Annotated in this window: 19 protein-coding genes; 9 read left to right on the top strand and 10 right to left on the bottom strand. The window is 72.8% G+C overall.

Annotated elements, in window-relative coordinates:
- From ACFPJ4_RS13675 to ACFPJ4_RS13665, 3 genes are read right to left on the bottom strand one after another with little or no spacing between them, the layout of a single operon-like run.
- Positions 1-261, bottom strand: coding sequence for a DUF6510 family protein (locus ACFPJ4_RS13675; protein WP_386741007.1), 261 nt, complete (start codon positions 259-261; stop codon positions 1-3).
- Positions 261-1028 carry a ferredoxin reductase gene (locus ACFPJ4_RS13670; RefSeq protein ID WP_386741095.1) on the bottom strand — a complete coding sequence of 256 codons (768 nt, stop codon included), beginning with the start codon at positions 1026-1028 and terminating at the stop codon, positions 261-263. The genes ACFPJ4_RS13675 and ACFPJ4_RS13670 overlap by 1 nt, the downstream gene beginning before the upstream one ends.
- Positions 1028-1621 (bottom strand): molybdopterin-dependent oxidoreductase, encoded by a 594-nt coding sequence (locus ACFPJ4_RS13665; protein ID WP_386741006.1) that lies wholly within the window; start codon positions 1619-1621, stop codon positions 1028-1030. Before ACFPJ4_RS13665 ends, ACFPJ4_RS13670 begins: the two co-directional genes overlap by 1 nt.
- 88 nt (positions 1622-1709) lie before the next feature.
- On the opposite strand from ACFPJ4_RS13665, the gene moaA reads away from it, so the two are divergent.
- Together moaA and ACFPJ4_RS13655 are read left to right on the top strand one after the other, a co-directional pair.
- Positions 1710-2774: a GTP 3',8-cyclase MoaA gene (moaA, locus tag ACFPJ4_RS13660; RefSeq protein WP_386741005.1), complete on the top strand. Its 1065-nt coding sequence runs from the start codon at positions 1710-1712 to the stop codon at positions 2772-2774.
- Positions 2771-3016 carry a MoaD/ThiS family protein gene (locus ACFPJ4_RS13655; RefSeq protein ID WP_386741004.1) on the top strand — a complete coding sequence of 82 codons (246 nt, stop codon included), beginning with the start codon at positions 2771-2773 and terminating at the stop codon, positions 3014-3016. The genes moaA and ACFPJ4_RS13655 overlap by 4 nt, the downstream gene beginning before the upstream one ends.
- A 9-nt stretch (positions 3017-3025) precedes the next feature.
- Here the strand turns inward: ACFPJ4_RS13655 and ACFPJ4_RS13650 are convergent, their stop codons facing one another.
- From ACFPJ4_RS13650 to ACFPJ4_RS13625, 6 genes are all read right to left on the bottom strand, one after another.
- The gene (locus ACFPJ4_RS13650) at positions 3026-3583 is read right to left on the bottom strand and encodes a plastocyanin/azurin family copper-binding protein (protein ID WP_386741003.1); all 558 of its coding nucleotides are present in this window, start codon (positions 3581-3583) and stop codon (positions 3026-3028) included.
- Complete coding sequence (locus tag ACFPJ4_RS13645; protein WP_386741002.1) at positions 3580-3843, bottom strand: SHOCT domain-containing protein; 264 nt, start codon at positions 3841-3843, stop codon at positions 3580-3582. Before ACFPJ4_RS13645 ends, ACFPJ4_RS13650 begins: the two co-directional genes overlap by 4 nt.
- A gap of 66 nt (positions 3844-3909) precedes the next feature.
- On the bottom strand, positions 3910-4335 hold the full coding sequence (locus ACFPJ4_RS13640) for a molybdenum cofactor biosynthesis protein MoaE (RefSeq protein ID WP_386741001.1): 426 nt from the start codon (positions 4333-4335) through the stop codon (positions 3910-3912).
- Positions 4328-5347, bottom strand: a complete 1020-nt coding sequence (moaCB, locus tag ACFPJ4_RS13635; RefSeq protein ID WP_386741000.1) for a bifunctional molybdenum cofactor biosynthesis protein MoaC/MoaB — start codon at positions 5345-5347, stop codon at positions 4328-4330. The genes ACFPJ4_RS13640 and moaCB overlap by 8 nt, the downstream gene beginning before the upstream one ends.
- Positions 5344-6537: a molybdopterin molybdotransferase MoeA gene (locus tag ACFPJ4_RS13630; protein ID WP_386740999.1), complete on the bottom strand. Its 1194-nt coding sequence runs from the start codon at positions 6535-6537 to the stop codon at positions 5344-5346. Before ACFPJ4_RS13630 ends, moaCB begins: the two co-directional genes overlap by 4 nt.
- A gap of 2 nt (positions 6538-6539) precedes the next feature.
- On the bottom strand, positions 6540-7676 hold the full coding sequence (locus ACFPJ4_RS13625; RefSeq protein ID WP_386740998.1) for a ThiF family adenylyltransferase: 1137 nt from the start codon (positions 7674-7676) through the stop codon (positions 6540-6542).
- Between the two features lie 141 nt (positions 7677-7817).
- Between ACFPJ4_RS13625 and ACFPJ4_RS13620 the strand changes: the two genes are divergently transcribed.
- The 5 genes from ACFPJ4_RS13620 (at position 7818) to ACFPJ4_RS13600 (ending at position 12104) form a co-directional block, all read left to right on the top strand.
- Positions 7818-8231 carry a TOBE domain-containing protein gene (locus tag ACFPJ4_RS13620; protein WP_386740997.1) on the top strand — a complete coding sequence of 138 codons (414 nt, stop codon included), beginning with the start codon at positions 7818-7820 and terminating at the stop codon, positions 8229-8231.
- On the top strand, positions 8228-9022 hold the full coding sequence (modA, locus tag ACFPJ4_RS13615; protein WP_386740996.1) for a molybdate ABC transporter substrate-binding protein: 795 nt from the start codon (positions 8228-8230) through the stop codon (positions 9020-9022). Before ACFPJ4_RS13620 ends, modA begins: the two co-directional genes overlap by 4 nt.
- Positions 9000-9821, top strand: coding sequence for an ABC transporter permease (locus ACFPJ4_RS13610; RefSeq protein WP_386740995.1), 822 nt, complete (start codon positions 9000-9002; stop codon positions 9819-9821). The genes modA and ACFPJ4_RS13610 overlap by 23 nt, the downstream gene beginning before the upstream one ends.
- On the top strand, positions 9818-10588 hold the full coding sequence (locus ACFPJ4_RS13605; RefSeq protein WP_386740994.1) for an ATP-binding cassette domain-containing protein: 771 nt from the start codon (positions 9818-9820) through the stop codon (positions 10586-10588). Before ACFPJ4_RS13610 ends, ACFPJ4_RS13605 begins: the two co-directional genes overlap by 4 nt.
- A gap of 151 nt (positions 10589-10739) precedes the next feature.
- Positions 10740-12104, top strand: coding sequence for an alpha/beta hydrolase (locus ACFPJ4_RS13600; protein ID WP_386740993.1), 1365 nt, complete (start codon positions 10740-10742; stop codon positions 12102-12104).
- Between the two features lie 265 nt (positions 12105-12369).
- Here the strand turns inward: ACFPJ4_RS13600 and ACFPJ4_RS13595 are convergent, their stop codons facing one another.
- Complete coding sequence (locus ACFPJ4_RS13595) at positions 12370-13068, bottom strand: YoaK family protein (RefSeq protein ID WP_386740992.1); 699 nt, start codon at positions 13066-13068, stop codon at positions 12370-12372.
- A gap of 57 nt (positions 13069-13125) precedes the next feature.
- On the opposite strand from ACFPJ4_RS13595, the gene ACFPJ4_RS13590 reads away from it, so the two are divergent.
- Together ACFPJ4_RS13590 and ACFPJ4_RS13585 are read left to right on the top strand one after the other, a co-directional pair.
- Positions 13126-14235 carry an acetamidase/formamidase family protein gene (locus ACFPJ4_RS13590; RefSeq protein ID WP_386740991.1) on the top strand — a complete coding sequence of 370 codons (1110 nt, stop codon included), beginning with the start codon at positions 13126-13128 and terminating at the stop codon, positions 14233-14235.
- Entirely contained in the window at positions 14232-15821 is a 1590-nt protein-coding gene (locus ACFPJ4_RS13585; RefSeq protein WP_386740990.1) for an AtzH-like domain-containing protein, read from the top strand. Before ACFPJ4_RS13590 ends, ACFPJ4_RS13585 begins: the two co-directional genes overlap by 4 nt.
- The last annotated feature ends 16 nt before the right edge of the window (positions 15822-15837 follow it).

Genomic DNA, 15837 nt, shown 5'->3' with positions numbered 1-15837 from the left:
TCAGGGGCGCCGGCGCACCTCGAGGGCGCTGATGCCGCGCAGGCTCAGCCACACCCGATCATCGGCCTCGACCAGGGTGGCGAGCACCTCGTCGCAGTGCGGACAGCGGGCCACGGTTCCTGGCGCGGCCAGGTAGACCATCGCGTCGCCGATCATCCCCGACGCCCCGCAGTTCAGACACCGGCCGACCGCGGTCGTCAGATCGAAGGCGAAGAGTTCGGAGAGCGGGCCGGCCAGGGCGTTGCCATCGACGTGCGTCATCAACTTCCTCCGAATCGTTCCGTGCGGATGTCGCCCGGCGCGTGGCCGAGTTCGATGAGCCAGCCCGCGATCCGCTCGACGAAGCCGGTCGAGCCGCACAGGTACACCCGCGGGCGCTGCGCCGCGGGCACGACGAAGGCTTCGAGCGCCTCGCGGGTGATCCGTCCGGCCGGTACCGGCCAATCGTGCGGTGCGCGCCGGGAGTAGACGAAATCCAGGCGCAGCGGATTCGGGCCGGCGGTCAGCTCTGCCAGTTCGCGCGAGTAGAACACGTCGTCCGGTGCCCGCACCGCGTAGAGCAGCCGGAACGCCGTGGGGTCGACGGTCGCGCGATGCGACCGCACCATGGCGAGCAGCGGCACCACCCCCGAGCCGCCGGCGATGAGTTGCACGGGACGCTCGTCGTGCGTTTCGGACTGCGGCATCCAAACGAAGTAACCGCCGAGAGGGCCGTGCAGTTCGAGCTGATCGCCGACCGCCAGATCCTGGACGAGGAACGGCGACACCTCGCCATCGGGCAGTTCGTCGACGGCGAGCTCGACCCGGGTCGACGCTCCGGCGGAGGCGATCGAGTACGAGCGCGTCGCCTGGTAGCCGTCTGGCGCGGTCAGGCGCACGTCGAGATGCTGGCCCGCGTCGTTGCCGGGCCAGTCGGGCACCTCGAGCACGATCCGGCGCGCGGTCGAGGTCTCGGGACGCGCCTCGACGACCGTGCCGACGCGCCAGGCGGTGCGAGCCGCCGCAGCCGGCTCGAGCACGGCATCCATCACCAGTAGCGCTCTTCCTTCCAGGGGTCGCCGTGCAGGTGGTAGCCGGCGCTCTCCCAGAAGCCCGGGTCGTCACGGTCCATCAGGGTGAGACCGTTGACCCACTTCGCGCTCTTCCAGAAGTACAGCTTGGGCACCAGCAGCCGTGCGGGACCGCCGTGCTCGGGATCGAGGGGTGCGCCATCCGCCTCGAACGCCACCCAGGCCTGACCGTTCAGCAGTTCGGGCAACGGCACATTGGTCGTGTAACCGCCGTAGCTGTGCGCCATGACGTAGCCGGCGTGCGTGTCGATCCCGGCGAGGATCTTGTCGATCGGCACGCCGCGCCAGTGCATGTCGAGCTTCGACCAGTGCGTCACGCAGTGGATGTCGGTGTCGATGTCTTCGATGCCGAGCGCGCGCAGCTCGTCCCAGTTCCAGGTCGTGGTCGCCCCGGTCTCGGTCGTGACGGTGAACGACCAGTCCTCGGTGGCGATCCGAGGGGTCGGGCCGGCCGACAGCACCGGCCAGTCGTCGACCTTCGTCTGGCCGGGGGGCAGTCGCGGGTCGCGGTCTCGGGACCGGCCGGTGAACCCTCGAGTGATGAACGACATGCCGACCCCTTTCCGCTGCCGTCCAGCGTAGCGAGGCGGCACAGCCCGCGGCAGTCACGTCGGTGCCGGAGCAGCTTAGGCTTGCGGGATGACTCTCGCGCTCGGCATGCCGGCACTGCGCCGCGATCCGAGTGCGGCGCCGTCGACCGACGGCCGCCCGGATGTCGCGGGGCTCGTCGACCGCTTTGCGCGCGTCGCCCGCGACCTGCGGGTGTCGATCACCGAGAAGTGCTCGCTGCGCTGCACCTACTGCATGCCGGCCGAGGGACTGCCGGCGATCCCGCGGGACGATCTGCTCACGGCCCCCGAGATCGCCCGGCTGGTCGGCATCGGGGCGCGCGAACTGGGCATCAAGGAGGTGCGATTCACGGGCGGCGAGCCCCTGACGCGCGCCGACCTGGTCGAGATCATCGCGCTCTCGGCGACGGCGGCTCCGGGGCTGCCGCTCGCGATGACCACAAACGGGATCGGTCTCGACAAGCGAGCCGCCGCTCTGCGGGAGGCGGGCCTGACGAGGGTCAACGTGTCGCTCGACACGGTCGACCGCGATCACTTCGCCCGCCTCACCCGCCGCGACCGCCTGCCGGCCGTCCTCCGCGGGATCGAGGCCGCGCACGCCGCCGGGTTCACGCCGCTGAAGATCAACGCGGTGCTGATGCGCGAGACGCTCGCCGATGCGCCCGAGCTGCTCGCCTGGGCGTTGCAGCACGACGCGCGGCTGCGCTTCATCGAGCAGATGCCGCTGGATGCCGACGAGGCCTGGAAGCGCTCCAACATGGTGCCCGCGGCCGAGCTGCTGGCGGTGCTCGGCACCCGGTTCACGCTCACCCCCGCCGGACGCGACGACCCGTCCGCTCCCGCCGAGGAGTGGGCGGTGGACGGCGGCCCCGCCACCGTGGGGATCATCGCCTCGGTCACGCGCTCGTTCTGCGAGGCCTGCGATCGCACCAGGATCACGGCGGAGGGGACCGTGCGCTCCTGCCTGTTCGGCGACGACGAGACGGATCTGCGCGGTCTGCTGCGCGGCGGCGCCTCCGACGAGGAGCTCGCCGACCGCTGGCGCGCCGCCATGTGGGGCAAGCAGGCCGGTCACGGCATCGACGCCGCCGACTTCGTGCGACCGCTGCGCTCGATGGGCGGGATCGGCGGATGAGCGGGGTGACGATCCGCTACTTCGCGGCGGCGGCCGAGGCGGCCGGCCGCGACGAGGAGACCTGGGACGCCTCGCCGGCGACCGTCGGGGAGTTGAAGGACGCGCTCGCCGCGCGCTACGGCGCCGCGATGTCGCGGGTGCTGGCGAGCGGGTCGTTCCTCGTGGACGGCATCGTCAGCCGGGATCCGGCCCGTCCCCTCGGGGCCCGCATCGACGTGCTGCCGCCCTTCGCGGGGGGCTGACGGGACCCGTCAGCGCACGGTCAGCTGCGTGTACATGCCCGCGGCGTAATGGCCCGGCAGGTTGCAGAGCAACTCGTAGCGTCCGGGCGCGAGGGTCAGGGTGACCCAGCCGGAGGCGCCGGGCAGGATCCCCTCGCCCGAGCCCTCCGCGCAGCTCGCCGACGCTTCGCCGAGGCTCGTCGATTCGTCGACACGGGAGTCGCCGCCGATGGCGCGCGATCCGGCGAGGGCCGAGCCGGTGAGGGGGAGCACGATCAGCTCGTGGCTGACGGTTCCGACATTGGTGACCAGAAACGAGACCTTGCCCGACGACACGGTGGAACGGTCGGCGCGCAGCGACATTGCGCCCGCACCGCCCATCATCCCGTTGACATTCCCCCGTCCCATGTTCATGGCGGTGAGGTGCACGACCTGGCCCGTCAGAGACGGCGGGGCGCAGTTCACGACGGAGCCTCCGGCCGGCGAGCCGATGCCGCCCGACGAGATGCCGATGAGAACGAGGGAGCCGACCGAGAGCAGGAGCGTCGCCGCCGCCCCGATGATGACGACCGGCCAGCGGACGGTCATTCCGGATGTCCGAGCAGGGCTCGTCGACGACTCGCGAACTCCTCCTCGTCGATCTCACCGCGGGCGAAGCGTTCGGCGAGGATGTCGAGCGCCGTCGAGTGCCGTGACGTGTCGGCCGGCGGGGGCGGGAAGGATTCCGCGCGCGATCGACGCACCAGCACGATGATCAGGGTCACGATCGCTCCCCAGAACACCACCATCGCCAGGCCCATCAGCACCCACTCGCCGATGCCGTACCCCGAGCCGTATCCGTACATCATGCCCTCGACGCTAGGTGCGGCGGATCGATCCGATCAGGGCCGAAGGTCCTCCGGGCGGTGCCGACCTCAGTCGAGGCCGACCCACTCCGAGACGCCGTCGTCGAGGTGCTGGCGCTTCCAGATCGGCACGCGTTCCTTGATCAGGTCGACGAGACGGGCGCACGCGGCGAAGGCGTCGGCGCGATGCGGGGCGGCGACCGCGGCGAGCAGAGCGACATCGCCGACGACGAGGTGGCCGATGCGGTGCACGGCAGCGACGCGCAGACCCGACTCGGCGGCGATCTCGGCGCACACGGTCGCGAGGAAGGCCGCCGCATCCGGGTGCGCCTGGTAGTCGAGGGCCGAGACCGCTGCGCCGTGGTCGTGATCGCGGATGACGCCCTCGAAGGTCACCACGGCGCCGTCCCTGCGGGTCGTGACGAAGTCCTCGACGACGGCGCGATCGAGCGGCTGATCCGTGACCAGGGCGAGAACGTCCGGCGACTCAGGCATGCGCGTGCCCGCCGCCCGCGAGCTGGTCGAGGAGGTGCGGCAGCAGCTCGTCGAGCACCGCGAGCCCGTCGCGGACGCCGCCGGGCGACCCCGGCAGGTTGACGACGATCGTCGAGCCCGCGATGCCGGCCGTCGCGCGGCTGAGGGCCGCCGTCGGGGTCGCCACCCGGCCGGCGGCGCGGATGGCCTCGGCGACGCCGGGGAGCTCCCGGTCGAGCACCGCGCGGGTGGCCTCGGGGGTGCGGTCCTGCGGGTGGATGCCCGTGCCGCCGGTCGTGAGCAGCACGGCCGGGCGAGTGCTCACCGCCACCGCGATCGCGGTCGCGATGTCGGCATCCGCGCTGACGATGACCGGATCGGGGGCGAAGCCGTGGCGCGTCAGCCACTCGTCGAGCAGCGGGCCGGTCGTGTCGGTACGGGTTCCGGCGGCGGCTCCCGTGGACGACACGATGACGACGGCACGACCGCGCGGCGCCGGGTCGGCGGGCGGGGCCTCGACGGGCGCGGCGTCGGACGCTGGGCTCTGCTCCCTGCTCCAGTGTCCGCGCTTGCCTCCCGACTTCGACAGCAGCCGGATGTCGCCGAGCACCGCCGCGGGATCGACCGCCTTGACCATGTCGTGCAGGGCGAGTCCGGCGAGCGCGACGGCCGTGAGGGCCTCCATCTCGACGCCCGTGCGCGCCGTGACCGAGACGGATGCGCGGATCTCGATCGCGTCGTCGCCGAGTTCGAAGTCGATCGTGACGCCGTCGAGCGGCAGCAGATGGGCGAGCGGGATCAGCTCGCTCGTGCGCTTCGCCGCGGCGATCCCCGCGATCCGGGCCGTCGCGAGCACGTCGGCCTTCGGCAGATCGTCGGCGCGCACGAGCGCGACGACCTCGGCGGTGGTCCGCAGGCGCCCGCCCGCGACGGCCACCCGGCGCGTGACGGGCTTCGCGCCCACGTCGATCATGCGCGCACGGCCCTCGTCGTCGAGATGACTGAGGCCCGTGTGCTCGGCGTGCTCGCTCATAGCTCCCAAGTCTCCACGGAATCCCCGGCGCCCAATTCCACGACGTCCTCGGGGATGACGATCAGCACATCGGATGCCGCGAGCGCCGCGACCAGATGCGAACCCGGGCCGGCCACCGTCGTGACGCCCCCGCCGCGAGTGCGTCGCCCGCGCAGGAACTGCCGCCGGCCCGCGATCGAGCGCAACCCGGACTCCAGCACGCGCGGCTCGCGCACCGGCGCGGGAAGCCCCGCGAGCTCGCGCAGGCTCGGCGCCACGAAGATCTCGAAGCTCAGCTGGCTGCTCACCGGGTTGCCGGGGAAGCACACCACGGGCACCCCGTTCCACGTCGCGAGGGCCTGCGGTCCGCCCGGCTGCATGGCCAGCACGTCGACGACGGCACCGTGCGGCTCGAGCAGTTCGCGCACCACCTCGTGCTCGCCCATCGAGACCCCGCCGCTCGTGAGCACGAGGTCGGCGCCGACGGCGAGGGCCGCCTCGAGCAGGGCTTCGAGCTCCGCGGCTGTGTCGGTGACCCGCCCCTCGAGCACGACCTCGGCGCCGGCGCTGCGGACCGCGGCGGCGAGGGCGACGCCGTTGGCATCCGGGATCTGGCCGGGGCCGAGCGGCGAGCCGGGCGCGACGAGTTCGCTGCCGGTGCTGAGGACGGCGACCCGCACCCGGGAGCGCACGGGCACCGAGGCGAGACCGGATGCCGCGAGCGCGCCGAGGTGCCGCGACGCGAGCCGCACCCCGGTGGGCACGACGACCGACCCGGCCGGCAGGTCGGAGCCGGCCTCGCGCACGTACTCGCCGACGGTCCGGGAACGGGCGATCGAGACGGACTCGTTCGTCGTGAGCGCGTCTTCGACCGGGACGATCGCGTCGGCGCCCTCGGGCACGGGGGCTCCCGTCATGATGCGTACGGCGGTGCCGGGTCTCAGGGCGGCGGGGGTGCCGGGTGCGGCCGCCACCTCGCCGGCGATCGGCAACGAGACCGGGGCCGATGCGACATCCGCCGCGCGCACCGCGAAGCCGTCCATCTGGGAGTTGCGGAACGGCGGCAGGTCGATCGGCGAGACCAGATCGGCGGCGGTCACCCGGCCGAGGGCCTCGGGGAGCGGGACGAGCTCGTCGGCGCGGGATCGCAGCGGCGCGAGCAGGGCGAGCACCCGGGCCAGGTGGGCGTCGACGGAGGTGCGGTCGGCCACCCTCAGTACCGCGCCATCTGCGGCTCGACCTGCGACGCCCAGGCGTCGATGCCCCCCGTGAGGTGCCTGGCTCGCGTGAAGCCGGTTTTCTCGAGGATGTCGAGGGCGCGCGCCGAACGGACGCCGTGGTGGCAGTAGACGACGATCGGCGCGTCGCGTGAGCCCAGCAGCTGGTCGAGTTCGCCGAGCCGGTCGGGCAGGCTGCCGAGCGGGATGAGCACGGAGCCCGGCAGCGACACGAACGACGCCTCGGACGCCTCGCGCACGTCGAGCAGCAGGGGAGGGGTCTCGTGGATGCCCGCGGTCGTCGGTCCGGCGAGCAGCTTCGCGAGCTGGGCCGCCGTCACCGATCGTGCCGGTTCGGGCTCGCGCAGGGTCGTGCGCTCTTCGAGCGAGCCGGGGCGCGGGGCGTTCGGATCGCGCGCGTACGCGATCTCGCGAGTGCTGCCGCTCAGGGCATCGAAGGAGGCGACCCGACCGAGCAGGGGCTCGCCGACGCCCGTGATGAGCTTGATCGCCTCGTTCGCCATCATCGCGCCGATCACGGCACACACGGTCGGCAGTACGCCGACCAGCTCGCAGCTGAGGGCCTCGTCGTCGCTCGGCTGCACGGGGAAGAGGTCGCGGTAGTCGACGCCCTTCTCGTCCCAGGCGACCCCGACCTGGCCGGAGTACTGGGCGGCGGAGCCCCAGACCATCGGAATGCCGCGGATCGCCGCCGCGTCGTTGGCCAGGTAGCGGGTGGCGAAAGTATCGGAGCCGTCGACCAGGATGTCGGCGTCCAGCAGGAGCTCGAAGGAGTTCTGGCTCGCGAACCGGACGTCGTGCCGGATGACGGTGGTCTCGGGGGAGAGGCGCGCCACGGCATCCGCCGCGGAGTCGACCTTCGAGCGCCCGACGTCGGCCGCGCCGTGAATGGTCTGCCGCGCCAGGTTGCTCGCCTCAACGGTGTCGTCGTCGACGATCGCGATGGTGCCGACGCCGGCCGCCGCGAGCGCGGGGATGACGGCGCTGCCCAGCCCGCCCGCCCCGATCACGAGCACGTGCGCCTCGGCCAGTCGCCGCTGCGCCTCCACCCCGAAGCCGCCCAGCACGCGCTGCCGAAGAAAACGGGGGGAGTCGGGATCGACCGGGGTCATGCCCCGATTCTTTCACCCGCCCGGCGGGCCTGGCCCGGGCCCGCATTCGCCGCGCGGGTGAGGGCCGATCGAGTTGTTGTGCACGTAATTGCGGATAGATTGGAGCTATCGATCCGCGGACGCGGAGGTGGGGAGTCCGGGGTGACCGAGTTCAAGATCAGTGAGGCGGCCGCGCTGCTCGGGGTGAGCGACGACACGGTGCGCCGCTGGGGCGAGAACGGACGCTTGCGCATCGAGAAGGGGGCCGGCGGCCGTCAGGTCGTGCGCGGTGTCGACCTCGTTCCGCTGATGACCGAGGCGGCCGCCGAGTCGCCGATGTCGTCCGCGTTCCCGCACGCGCGCGCCTCCGCCCGCAACCGGCTGACCGGCATCGTGACCGCCGTCACCAAGGACACCGTCATGGCCCAGGTGGACCTGCAGGCCGGGCCGTTCCGCATCGTCTCGCTGATGAGCCGCGAGGCCGCCGATGAGTTGGGCCTCGAACCCGGCATGCTCGCCGTCGCGAGCGTCAAAGCCACTGTCGTCGTCGTCGAACTGCCCGAGGAGACCGCATGACCCGCCGATCCGTCCTGCTGCTGGCCACGGCATCCGCGACTCTGCTGCTCGCCGGGTGCGCGTCGGCGGCCGGCTCCCCGAGTTCCGGGAGCACGACCGCCACCGCCGACCCGCTGACCGGGACCGTCACCGTGCTCGCCGCGGCATCCCTCACCGAGAGCTTCGAGACGCTGGCCGCCTCGTTCCATACGGCGCACCCGGGCGTCACGGTCACCTTCGACTTCGGCGGCAGTTCGGCGCTCGCGACTCAGATCACGCAGGGGGCGCCGGCCGACGTGTTCGCGTCGGCGAATCAGAGCACCATGAAGACGGTCAGCGACGCGAAGCTGACCGACGGGGCGCCGACCCTGTTCGCGACCAACGTGCTGACCCTCGTCGTGCCCCCGGGCAACCCGGCGCACATCACCTCCCTCACCGACCTCACCAGGCCCGGCGTGAAGTCCGCCCTGTGCGACACGACGGTTCCGTGCGGTGTCGCCGCGCAGCAGTTGTTCACCGCGGAGGGACTCCGGGTCACCCCGGTCACCCTCGAGCAGGACGTCAAGGCGGTGCTCACCAAGGTCGAACTCGACGAGGTGGATGCCGGCCTGGTCTACGTGACCGACGCGAAGTCCGCCGAGGGCAAGGTCGACACCGTCGTGGTGCCCGCCGCCGCGAAGGTCGTCAACGACTATCCGATCGCGCTGCTGAAGAACGCGACCGACAAGAAGGCCGCCGCCGCGTTCATCGCCTACGTGCTGTCGGCACCGGGTCAGAAGGTGCTGCACGATGCGGGATTCGGTCACCGCTAGGGCTCGTCGGCGCGGTCCCGCGGTCGTCCTCTGGGTGCTCGCGGGCGTCGCGCTCGCCCTGCTCGTGCTGCCGCTGCTGGGAATCCTGCTGAGCGCGCCGTGGCCGCGGATTCCCGCCCTGCTCGTCGCGCCCGAGACTCTGCAGGCCCTCGGGCTCTCGCTGCTGACGGGCGCAATCTCGACCGTGTGCTGCCTCGTGCTGGGCGTGCCGCTCGCCGTGGTGCTCGCCCGTTCGGTGGAGTGGGCCGTAGTGCCGCGCCGGCTGCTGCGCGCCGCGGTGACCATCCCGCTCGTGCTGCCGCCCGTGGTCGGGGGACTCGCCCTGCTGCTGCTGCTCGGCCGCAACGGCGTCCTGGGCCGCCTTCTCGGCGGGCTCGGGATCACGATCCCGTTCACGACCGGCGCCGTGGTGATCGCGCAGACCTTCGTCGCGATGCCCTTCCTGGTGTTCGCCGTCGAGGGTGCCCTGCGCGGAGCCGATCGTCGCATCGAGCTCGCGGCGGCGTCGCTCGGGGCGACGCCGTGGCAGGTGTTCCGTACGGTGACGGTGCCGCTCGTGGCTCCCGGGATCGCGGCCGGCGCCGTGCTCTGCTTCGCCCGGGCCCTCGGCGAGTTCGGGGCCACGATCACCTTCGCGGGCAGCTACCCGGGCGTGACCCGCACGCTGCCGATCGCGAGCTACCTGGCGAGCCAGACCGACCTGAACCAGTCGATCGCGCTCGCTCTCGTGCTGCTGGTGGTCTCGGTCGCCGTGCTGCTCGGGCTGCGCGACCGCTGGCTGCCCGGGGTGCGCGGATGAGCGGGGTGAGCGCCGCGCTCGCCGAGGGCGCGCGCGAGCTCGCCGTCGACCTCGCCGTCGACCTCGTCGCCGAGCGCGGCGAGCTGCGGGTCGCGGCGGAGTTCGTGGTCGGAGCGGGGCGTCCACTCGCGCTCGTCGGACCGAACGGCGCGGGCAAGACCACCGTGCTGCACGCCCTGGCGGGGCACGTGCCGATCGTGAGCGGCGGCATCCGGCTGCGGGGCGGGCCGACCGGCGAGCGCGATCTCGGCGCGTTGGTGCCGGAGCGGCGACGCATCGGCGTGGTGTTCCAGGACTTCCTGCTGTTCCCGCATCTGACCGTGGCCGACAACGTCGCCTACGGGGTGCGGATGACGGGCGCCGGCCGCCGAAGCGCGCGCGAGACGGTCGCGCCCTGGCTGCAGCGCTTCGACCTCGCCGGGCTCGCCGCCCGCTACCCGCACGAGCTGTCGGGCGGCCAGGCGCAGCGGGTCGCGCTCGCCCGCGCCCTCGCGGCCGATCCCGAGGCTCTGCTGCTGGACGAGCCGATGGCATCGCTCGACGTGGAGGTGCGCGACGAGGTGCGGGCCGAGCTGTCGGCGCACCTGCGTGACTTCGCCGGACCGACCGTGATCGTGACGCACTCCGCCGCGGATGTCGTGGCGCTCGCCGCCGAGGTCGCGGTGCTCGAGCGCGGCACGATCACGCAGCGCGGAACCTGGGCCGAGCTGGTGGCGGCCCCGGCGACGGACTACGTGCGGCGGCTCACCGAGCTGCGCGGCGAGTAGCCCGCTCCCTGGGCTCGACGCGGTCGCCGCGAGCACCGATTCTGAGAGCGGAACTGAGGAATCGCCGCCCGCGTGCGCGTCGATTTTGTCGCCGGGGCCGTGCCGGTCAAAATACAGAGCCGACACCCGATTCGGCCGGCTGGAGGAGACCGTGGATCCGCTTCTGGGTCTCAACATCATCGACGGCACCGTGCTCGCCGTGCTCGCGGCCCTCAGCCTGGTGGCCCTCGCCTACCTCGTGGTGCGCCGTCGGCCGCGCCGCTGGCCGAGCCGCCGGCTTCGCGAGTTCCGAGCGCAGTCGTCGTGGTCGACGCGCCGCTGGCTGATCACGGTCGGGATCGCCGCGGCGGCCGGAGCCCTCATCGCCGTGCTGGTGCTGTGGTTGAGCGAGGGGGTGTTCAACGTCTTCGGGCTGCCCTTGGACCCCGACACCCACGGTTGGGTCATCGCGGCGTTCGCCGGCATCGCCGTCGCGGTGGTCAACTTCCCCCGCTCGCGCTGGTGGCGGCGCACGATCGCGGCGCTGTCCGTGGTGCTGTTCCTGGTGACGGCGACGGTGGGGATCAATGCGGCCTACGGGATGAACGCGACGGTCGCCGCCTTCCTGAACATCCAGACCGGTCATCCGGTGGCGGTCCCGAAGCCCGTTCCCACGCCGAGCAGCACTCCGACCGGCCCCCCGAAGCCGCTCTGGCAGACCTGGGTCGCGCCCGCCGGGATGCCCGCCCAGGGCAGCTTCGGCACCGTCACGATCCCCGCGACCATCTCGGGCTTCGTGGCACGGCCGGCGTATCTGTACCTGCCACCCGCTGCTTTGGTGAAGGACCCACCCGCACTGCCGATCCTGATCATGATGATGGGTCAGCCCGGCGGTCCCGAGAGCAGCGCGCTCTTCCTACCCACTCTGAACGCGCTCGCGGCCGCCCATCACGGGCTCGGCCCGATCGTCCTGACGATCGATCAGATCGGCAACCCCTACAAGAACCCGCTCTGCATCGACTCGAGCATGGGCAAGGTCCACACCTACGTCATGACCGACGTCGTGAACTACGTGCGCTCGACGCTGCACGTGGCGACGGGGCCCCGCAACTGGGCGGTCGGCGGCTACTCGAACGGCGGCGAGTGCGCGATGTCGTTCGGGGGGAAGCATCCCGATGTGTTCGGATCGATCGTCTCGATCTCGGGGGAGATCACGCCGTCGCTTGGCTCGGTCGCGACCACGATCCAGCGCGGCTTCGGAGGCGACCGCGCCGCCTACACCGCGGAACTTCCCCTGACGATCTGGGCGTCGAAGCACTACGCCGACACGACGGCCATCTTCACGGTGGGCGGCAACGACCCCGTCTTCGGACCCGAGGCGGCGAAGGCGGAGGCGGCGGCCAAAGCCGCGGGGATGACGACGTACCGCTTCGTTGGCCCCGGTGTCGGGCACCGAGCCGATGCCGTGCAGTTCGGCGTGCCCAAGGCGATCCCGCTGCTCTACCCGCGTTGGAACCTCGAGGCGCCGACCGGCTGAGGGCCGGGCCGAACCCGGCGCCCGGTCGCTCGCCGGTACCTGCTGCCCGGGGGATCAGCCGGCACCTGCTGTCCGGGGATCAGGATGGCGCGCCGGCGGTGTCTGCGGATCAGGTGCGGCTGCCGCATGTCTCTGCGGCGCATCCTGAATCCGATACGGCGGGTGGGACCGGGTGGGACCGGGTGGGACCGGGTGTGACCGGGTGGGACCGGGTGGGACGCCGGGCGGGGGGCGGGGCGGGACCGGACGGGACCGCGGGGACGGCCTACTCCGGGTCGCCCGGCACGGGGTGGGGGCGGCCCAGCGTGCCGAGTACGACCACGACGATCGTGATGAGCGCGGCCAGGCCCATGCCGAATCCGATGTGCGCGCGCAGCAGCAGCGCTCCGGATGCCGCGCCCGCCCCGATCAGCAGGATCGCGCCCGCGCGGCGCGCCCACGGGTGCGTGGACTTGCCCCCGCCGAAGCGGGAGTCGAACGCCAGCCCGACGAGCGTCGAGGTGACGACGACGGTCGTGACATCCGCGACGCCGATGTGCCGGGCCGAACCGGCCTGCGTGCCCATCGCCAGGCCGAGCGCGCCCGTGATGGCGAGCTCGAGACCCACCGGGCGATCGGGGATCGAGAAGGCGAGCACCGTGGCGACCAGCAGCAGCACGCCGACGGCCCCGAGCAGCACGGTCGTGCGCACGTGCCAGCCCGCGGGCACCCCCTTGAGGGTGCGGCCGGCGATCGCCGCCCCGGCCAGGAAGCAGACCAGGGCGATCACGGGCCCGAAGATCGGCAGACCGTTCGCGCCGGTGAGCGCCATCGCGAGGATCACGACGTTGCCGGTCATGTTGCCGGTGAAGACGCGGTCGAGGCCGAGGTAACCGACGGCATCCACGACCCCGGTCGAGAAGGTCAGCGCGAGCATGAGACCGAGGTGCAGACCCGATGGGTGGTCGCGCAGGCGGCTGATCATCGGGTTCCTCTCGCTAGGCTGATTCGACAGTATCGGACCCGAGCGGGGAGCCTTGACGTGACCGAAAGCCCCGACGGAACCCACGACGGAACCCACGCGACGCAGCCCGTGCTGCAGCCCGGCGCCGGCCCGGTCCGTGCCGCGCACTACCTCCCGGCGGACCCGGCCGCGGTGTTCTGGGGCCGACTGCCCTGCGCGGATGACGCACCGCTGCTCGAGGTCGACCCGGGCTCGGAGGTGACGGTCGACACCATCAGTCACGAGGGCATCCTCGAGGATCAGGGCAGCGACCCCGTCGCGTTCTTCGCCGCGCACGGAGTTCCCGTGGATGCCGTGCTCCGCGACGCGATCGAACTCACGGCGACTCGTCGGCGCGACCCCGCCACCGACGGTCCGCACGTCGTCACGGGACCCATCGCGGTGCGCGGTGCCCGGGTCGGCGATCTGCTCGCGATCACGGTGCTCGAGACCCTGCCGCGGGTTCCCTACGGCGTGATCTCGAACCGGCACGGCCGCGGGGCGCTGCCCGGCGAGATGCCGCGCGGGGAGTCGAACGTCAGCATCTTCTCGCCGGTCGATGCCGACGGCGGCTCGGCCGCCCTGCCCCGGACGGCCGGCGCCGAGCGCGACGTGCACTTTCCGCTCGCGCCCTTCCTCGGCATCATGGGCGTCGCTGCGGCGGGGCACGAGCGCCCGCACTCCGTGCCTCCCGGGGCATATGGCGGCAACATCGACATCAAGCTGCTGACGGAGGGCTCGACCCTGTACCTGCCGGTGCAGGTGGAGGGCGCCCTCGCCTATCTCGGCGACCCGCACTTCGCCCAGGGCGACGGCGAGGTCGCGCTCACGGCGTTGGAGGCCTCGCTGCGCGCGACCGTGCGCTTCGACGTCGTGCCGGCCTCGGATCCGCTCGCCGAGTTCGCCCGCGTGCACGGGCCGTTCGTCGAGACCGCCGACTACCTGGTTCCCACCGGGCTCGATCAGGACCTGCGCGAGGCGATGAAGAAGGCGGTGCGTGCGGCGATCGCCCTGCTGCATGCCCGTTACGGCATGGATGCCGAGCACGCCTACGCCTACCTCAGCGCCGCGAGCGACTTCGACGTGTCGCAGGTGGTCGACCTGGTGTGCGGAGTGCACGCCCGCATCCGGAAGGCGGACTTCTCATGAGCGGCGCGCAGCCACGGCCCCCGGTGCACCTGCCCGACGGGGTCGCCGAACCGGCGGGACTCGTGGATGCCGTGCTCGCCTACGAGGACGCCCTGATGGCCGACGACGTGGCGGCCCTCGACGCCTTCTTCGCGCCCGGGCCCGACACTCTCCGTGGCGACGCGGCCGGGCTGCTGCTCGGCCACGACGCGATCGCCGCGTTCCGGCGCGGGCGGGGCGGGGCTCCGCAGCGCACCCTCGTGCGGCTGGAAGTGCGCCCCGTCGGGTCGTCCGGCGACGCCGCCCTGGTCGTCGCCGTCGTCGCCCCGCTCGGGGGCGGACGCGGGCAGCAGACCCAACTCTGGGTGCGCGGGGCGGGCGGCTGGGTCGTCGAGGCGGCGCACGTGTCCGCTCCGGCTCCGGCGATCGACACGCGGGTGTGGCGCGTGGTGGGCGCGCCCCTCGTGGCGCCCTCGGATCCGGTGGCCGCGGCATCCGGTTCGCTCGCGGGCGAGACGATCGCCGTGAAGGATCTGTTCGACGTGGAGGGCTTCCGGGTGGGCGCGGGCAACCCGAGCTGGCTCGCCGAGGCGCCGGTCGCCGACGGGACCGCCCCAGCGGTCGCGGCGCTGCTCGCGGCCGGGGCGTCGATCCGGGGCATCGCGCAGACCGATGAGTTCGCGTACTCGGTCGCCGGCGCGAACGCGCACTATGGAACCCCGCCGAATCCGCTCGCACCGGGCGGTCTGCCCGGTGGGTCGTCGAGCGGACCGGCCTCGGCGGTCGCCTCGGGCCAGGCCTCGATCGGCCTCGGCACCGACACCGCCGGGTCCGTGCGCGTGCCGGCGTCGTACACGGGGCTCTGGGGCCTGCGCACCACGCACGGCGCGGTGAGCCGCGAGCGCCTTCTGCCGCTGGCCGACACCTTCGACACGGTCGGTTGGCTGACCCGCTCGGCCGCGGTGCTGCGCGCCGTCGCGATCGCCATCCTGGGCGAGCCGTCGGTGGAACTCGCCGCGAGCTTCCTCGTCGATCCGGCCCTGGTCGCCGTCGCCGACTCCGCCGTCCAGCTCGCGTTCTCGGCCGGTCTCGCCGGCATCCCCGTCGACCCGGTCGGGCTCGGCGATCCCGACGAGCTGTTCGAGACGTTCCGCGTCGTGCAGGCGGCCGACGCCTGGCGCGCCGATGGCGCCTGGGTGACCGCGCATCCGGATGCCGTGGGCGCCGGCACCGCGGCCCGCTTCGCCATCGCGGCCGCCATCACCCCGCAGCAGGAGTCCGCGGCGCGCGCCGCGCTCGCGACCCACCGCGCCCGGCTCGACGCCCTGCTCGGCGATCGGGTGCTGCTGCTGCCCTCGGCCTCCTCGGCCGCGCCGTCGACGACCGCGGATTCCGCCGAACTCGATCGCGTGCGCGCGGCGACCCTGCGCCTGTGCTGCATCGCCGGCCTCACCGGACGTCCCGCGCTGAGCGTGCCGATGCTCAGCGCGCCGGGGCCGTTCGGCGGTGACGCCCCCCTCGGCCTCTGCCTCGTCGGACCGCGCGGCAGCGACGTCGCCCTGATCGCCCTCGGCGAGAAGCTCGCGGCAGCCCTCGGCGGAAGGTAAGGGCCCTCGATCGCTG

Origin of the sequence: Lysinimonas soli (assembly GCF_042655435.1) — a bacterium.
Classification (GTDB): domain Bacteria; phylum Actinomycetota; class Actinomycetes; order Actinomycetales; family Microbacteriaceae; genus Lysinimonas; species Lysinimonas soli.
Note: the sequence above shows the minus strand (reverse complement) of the source record. Positions and strands in the feature narration are given on the sequence as shown.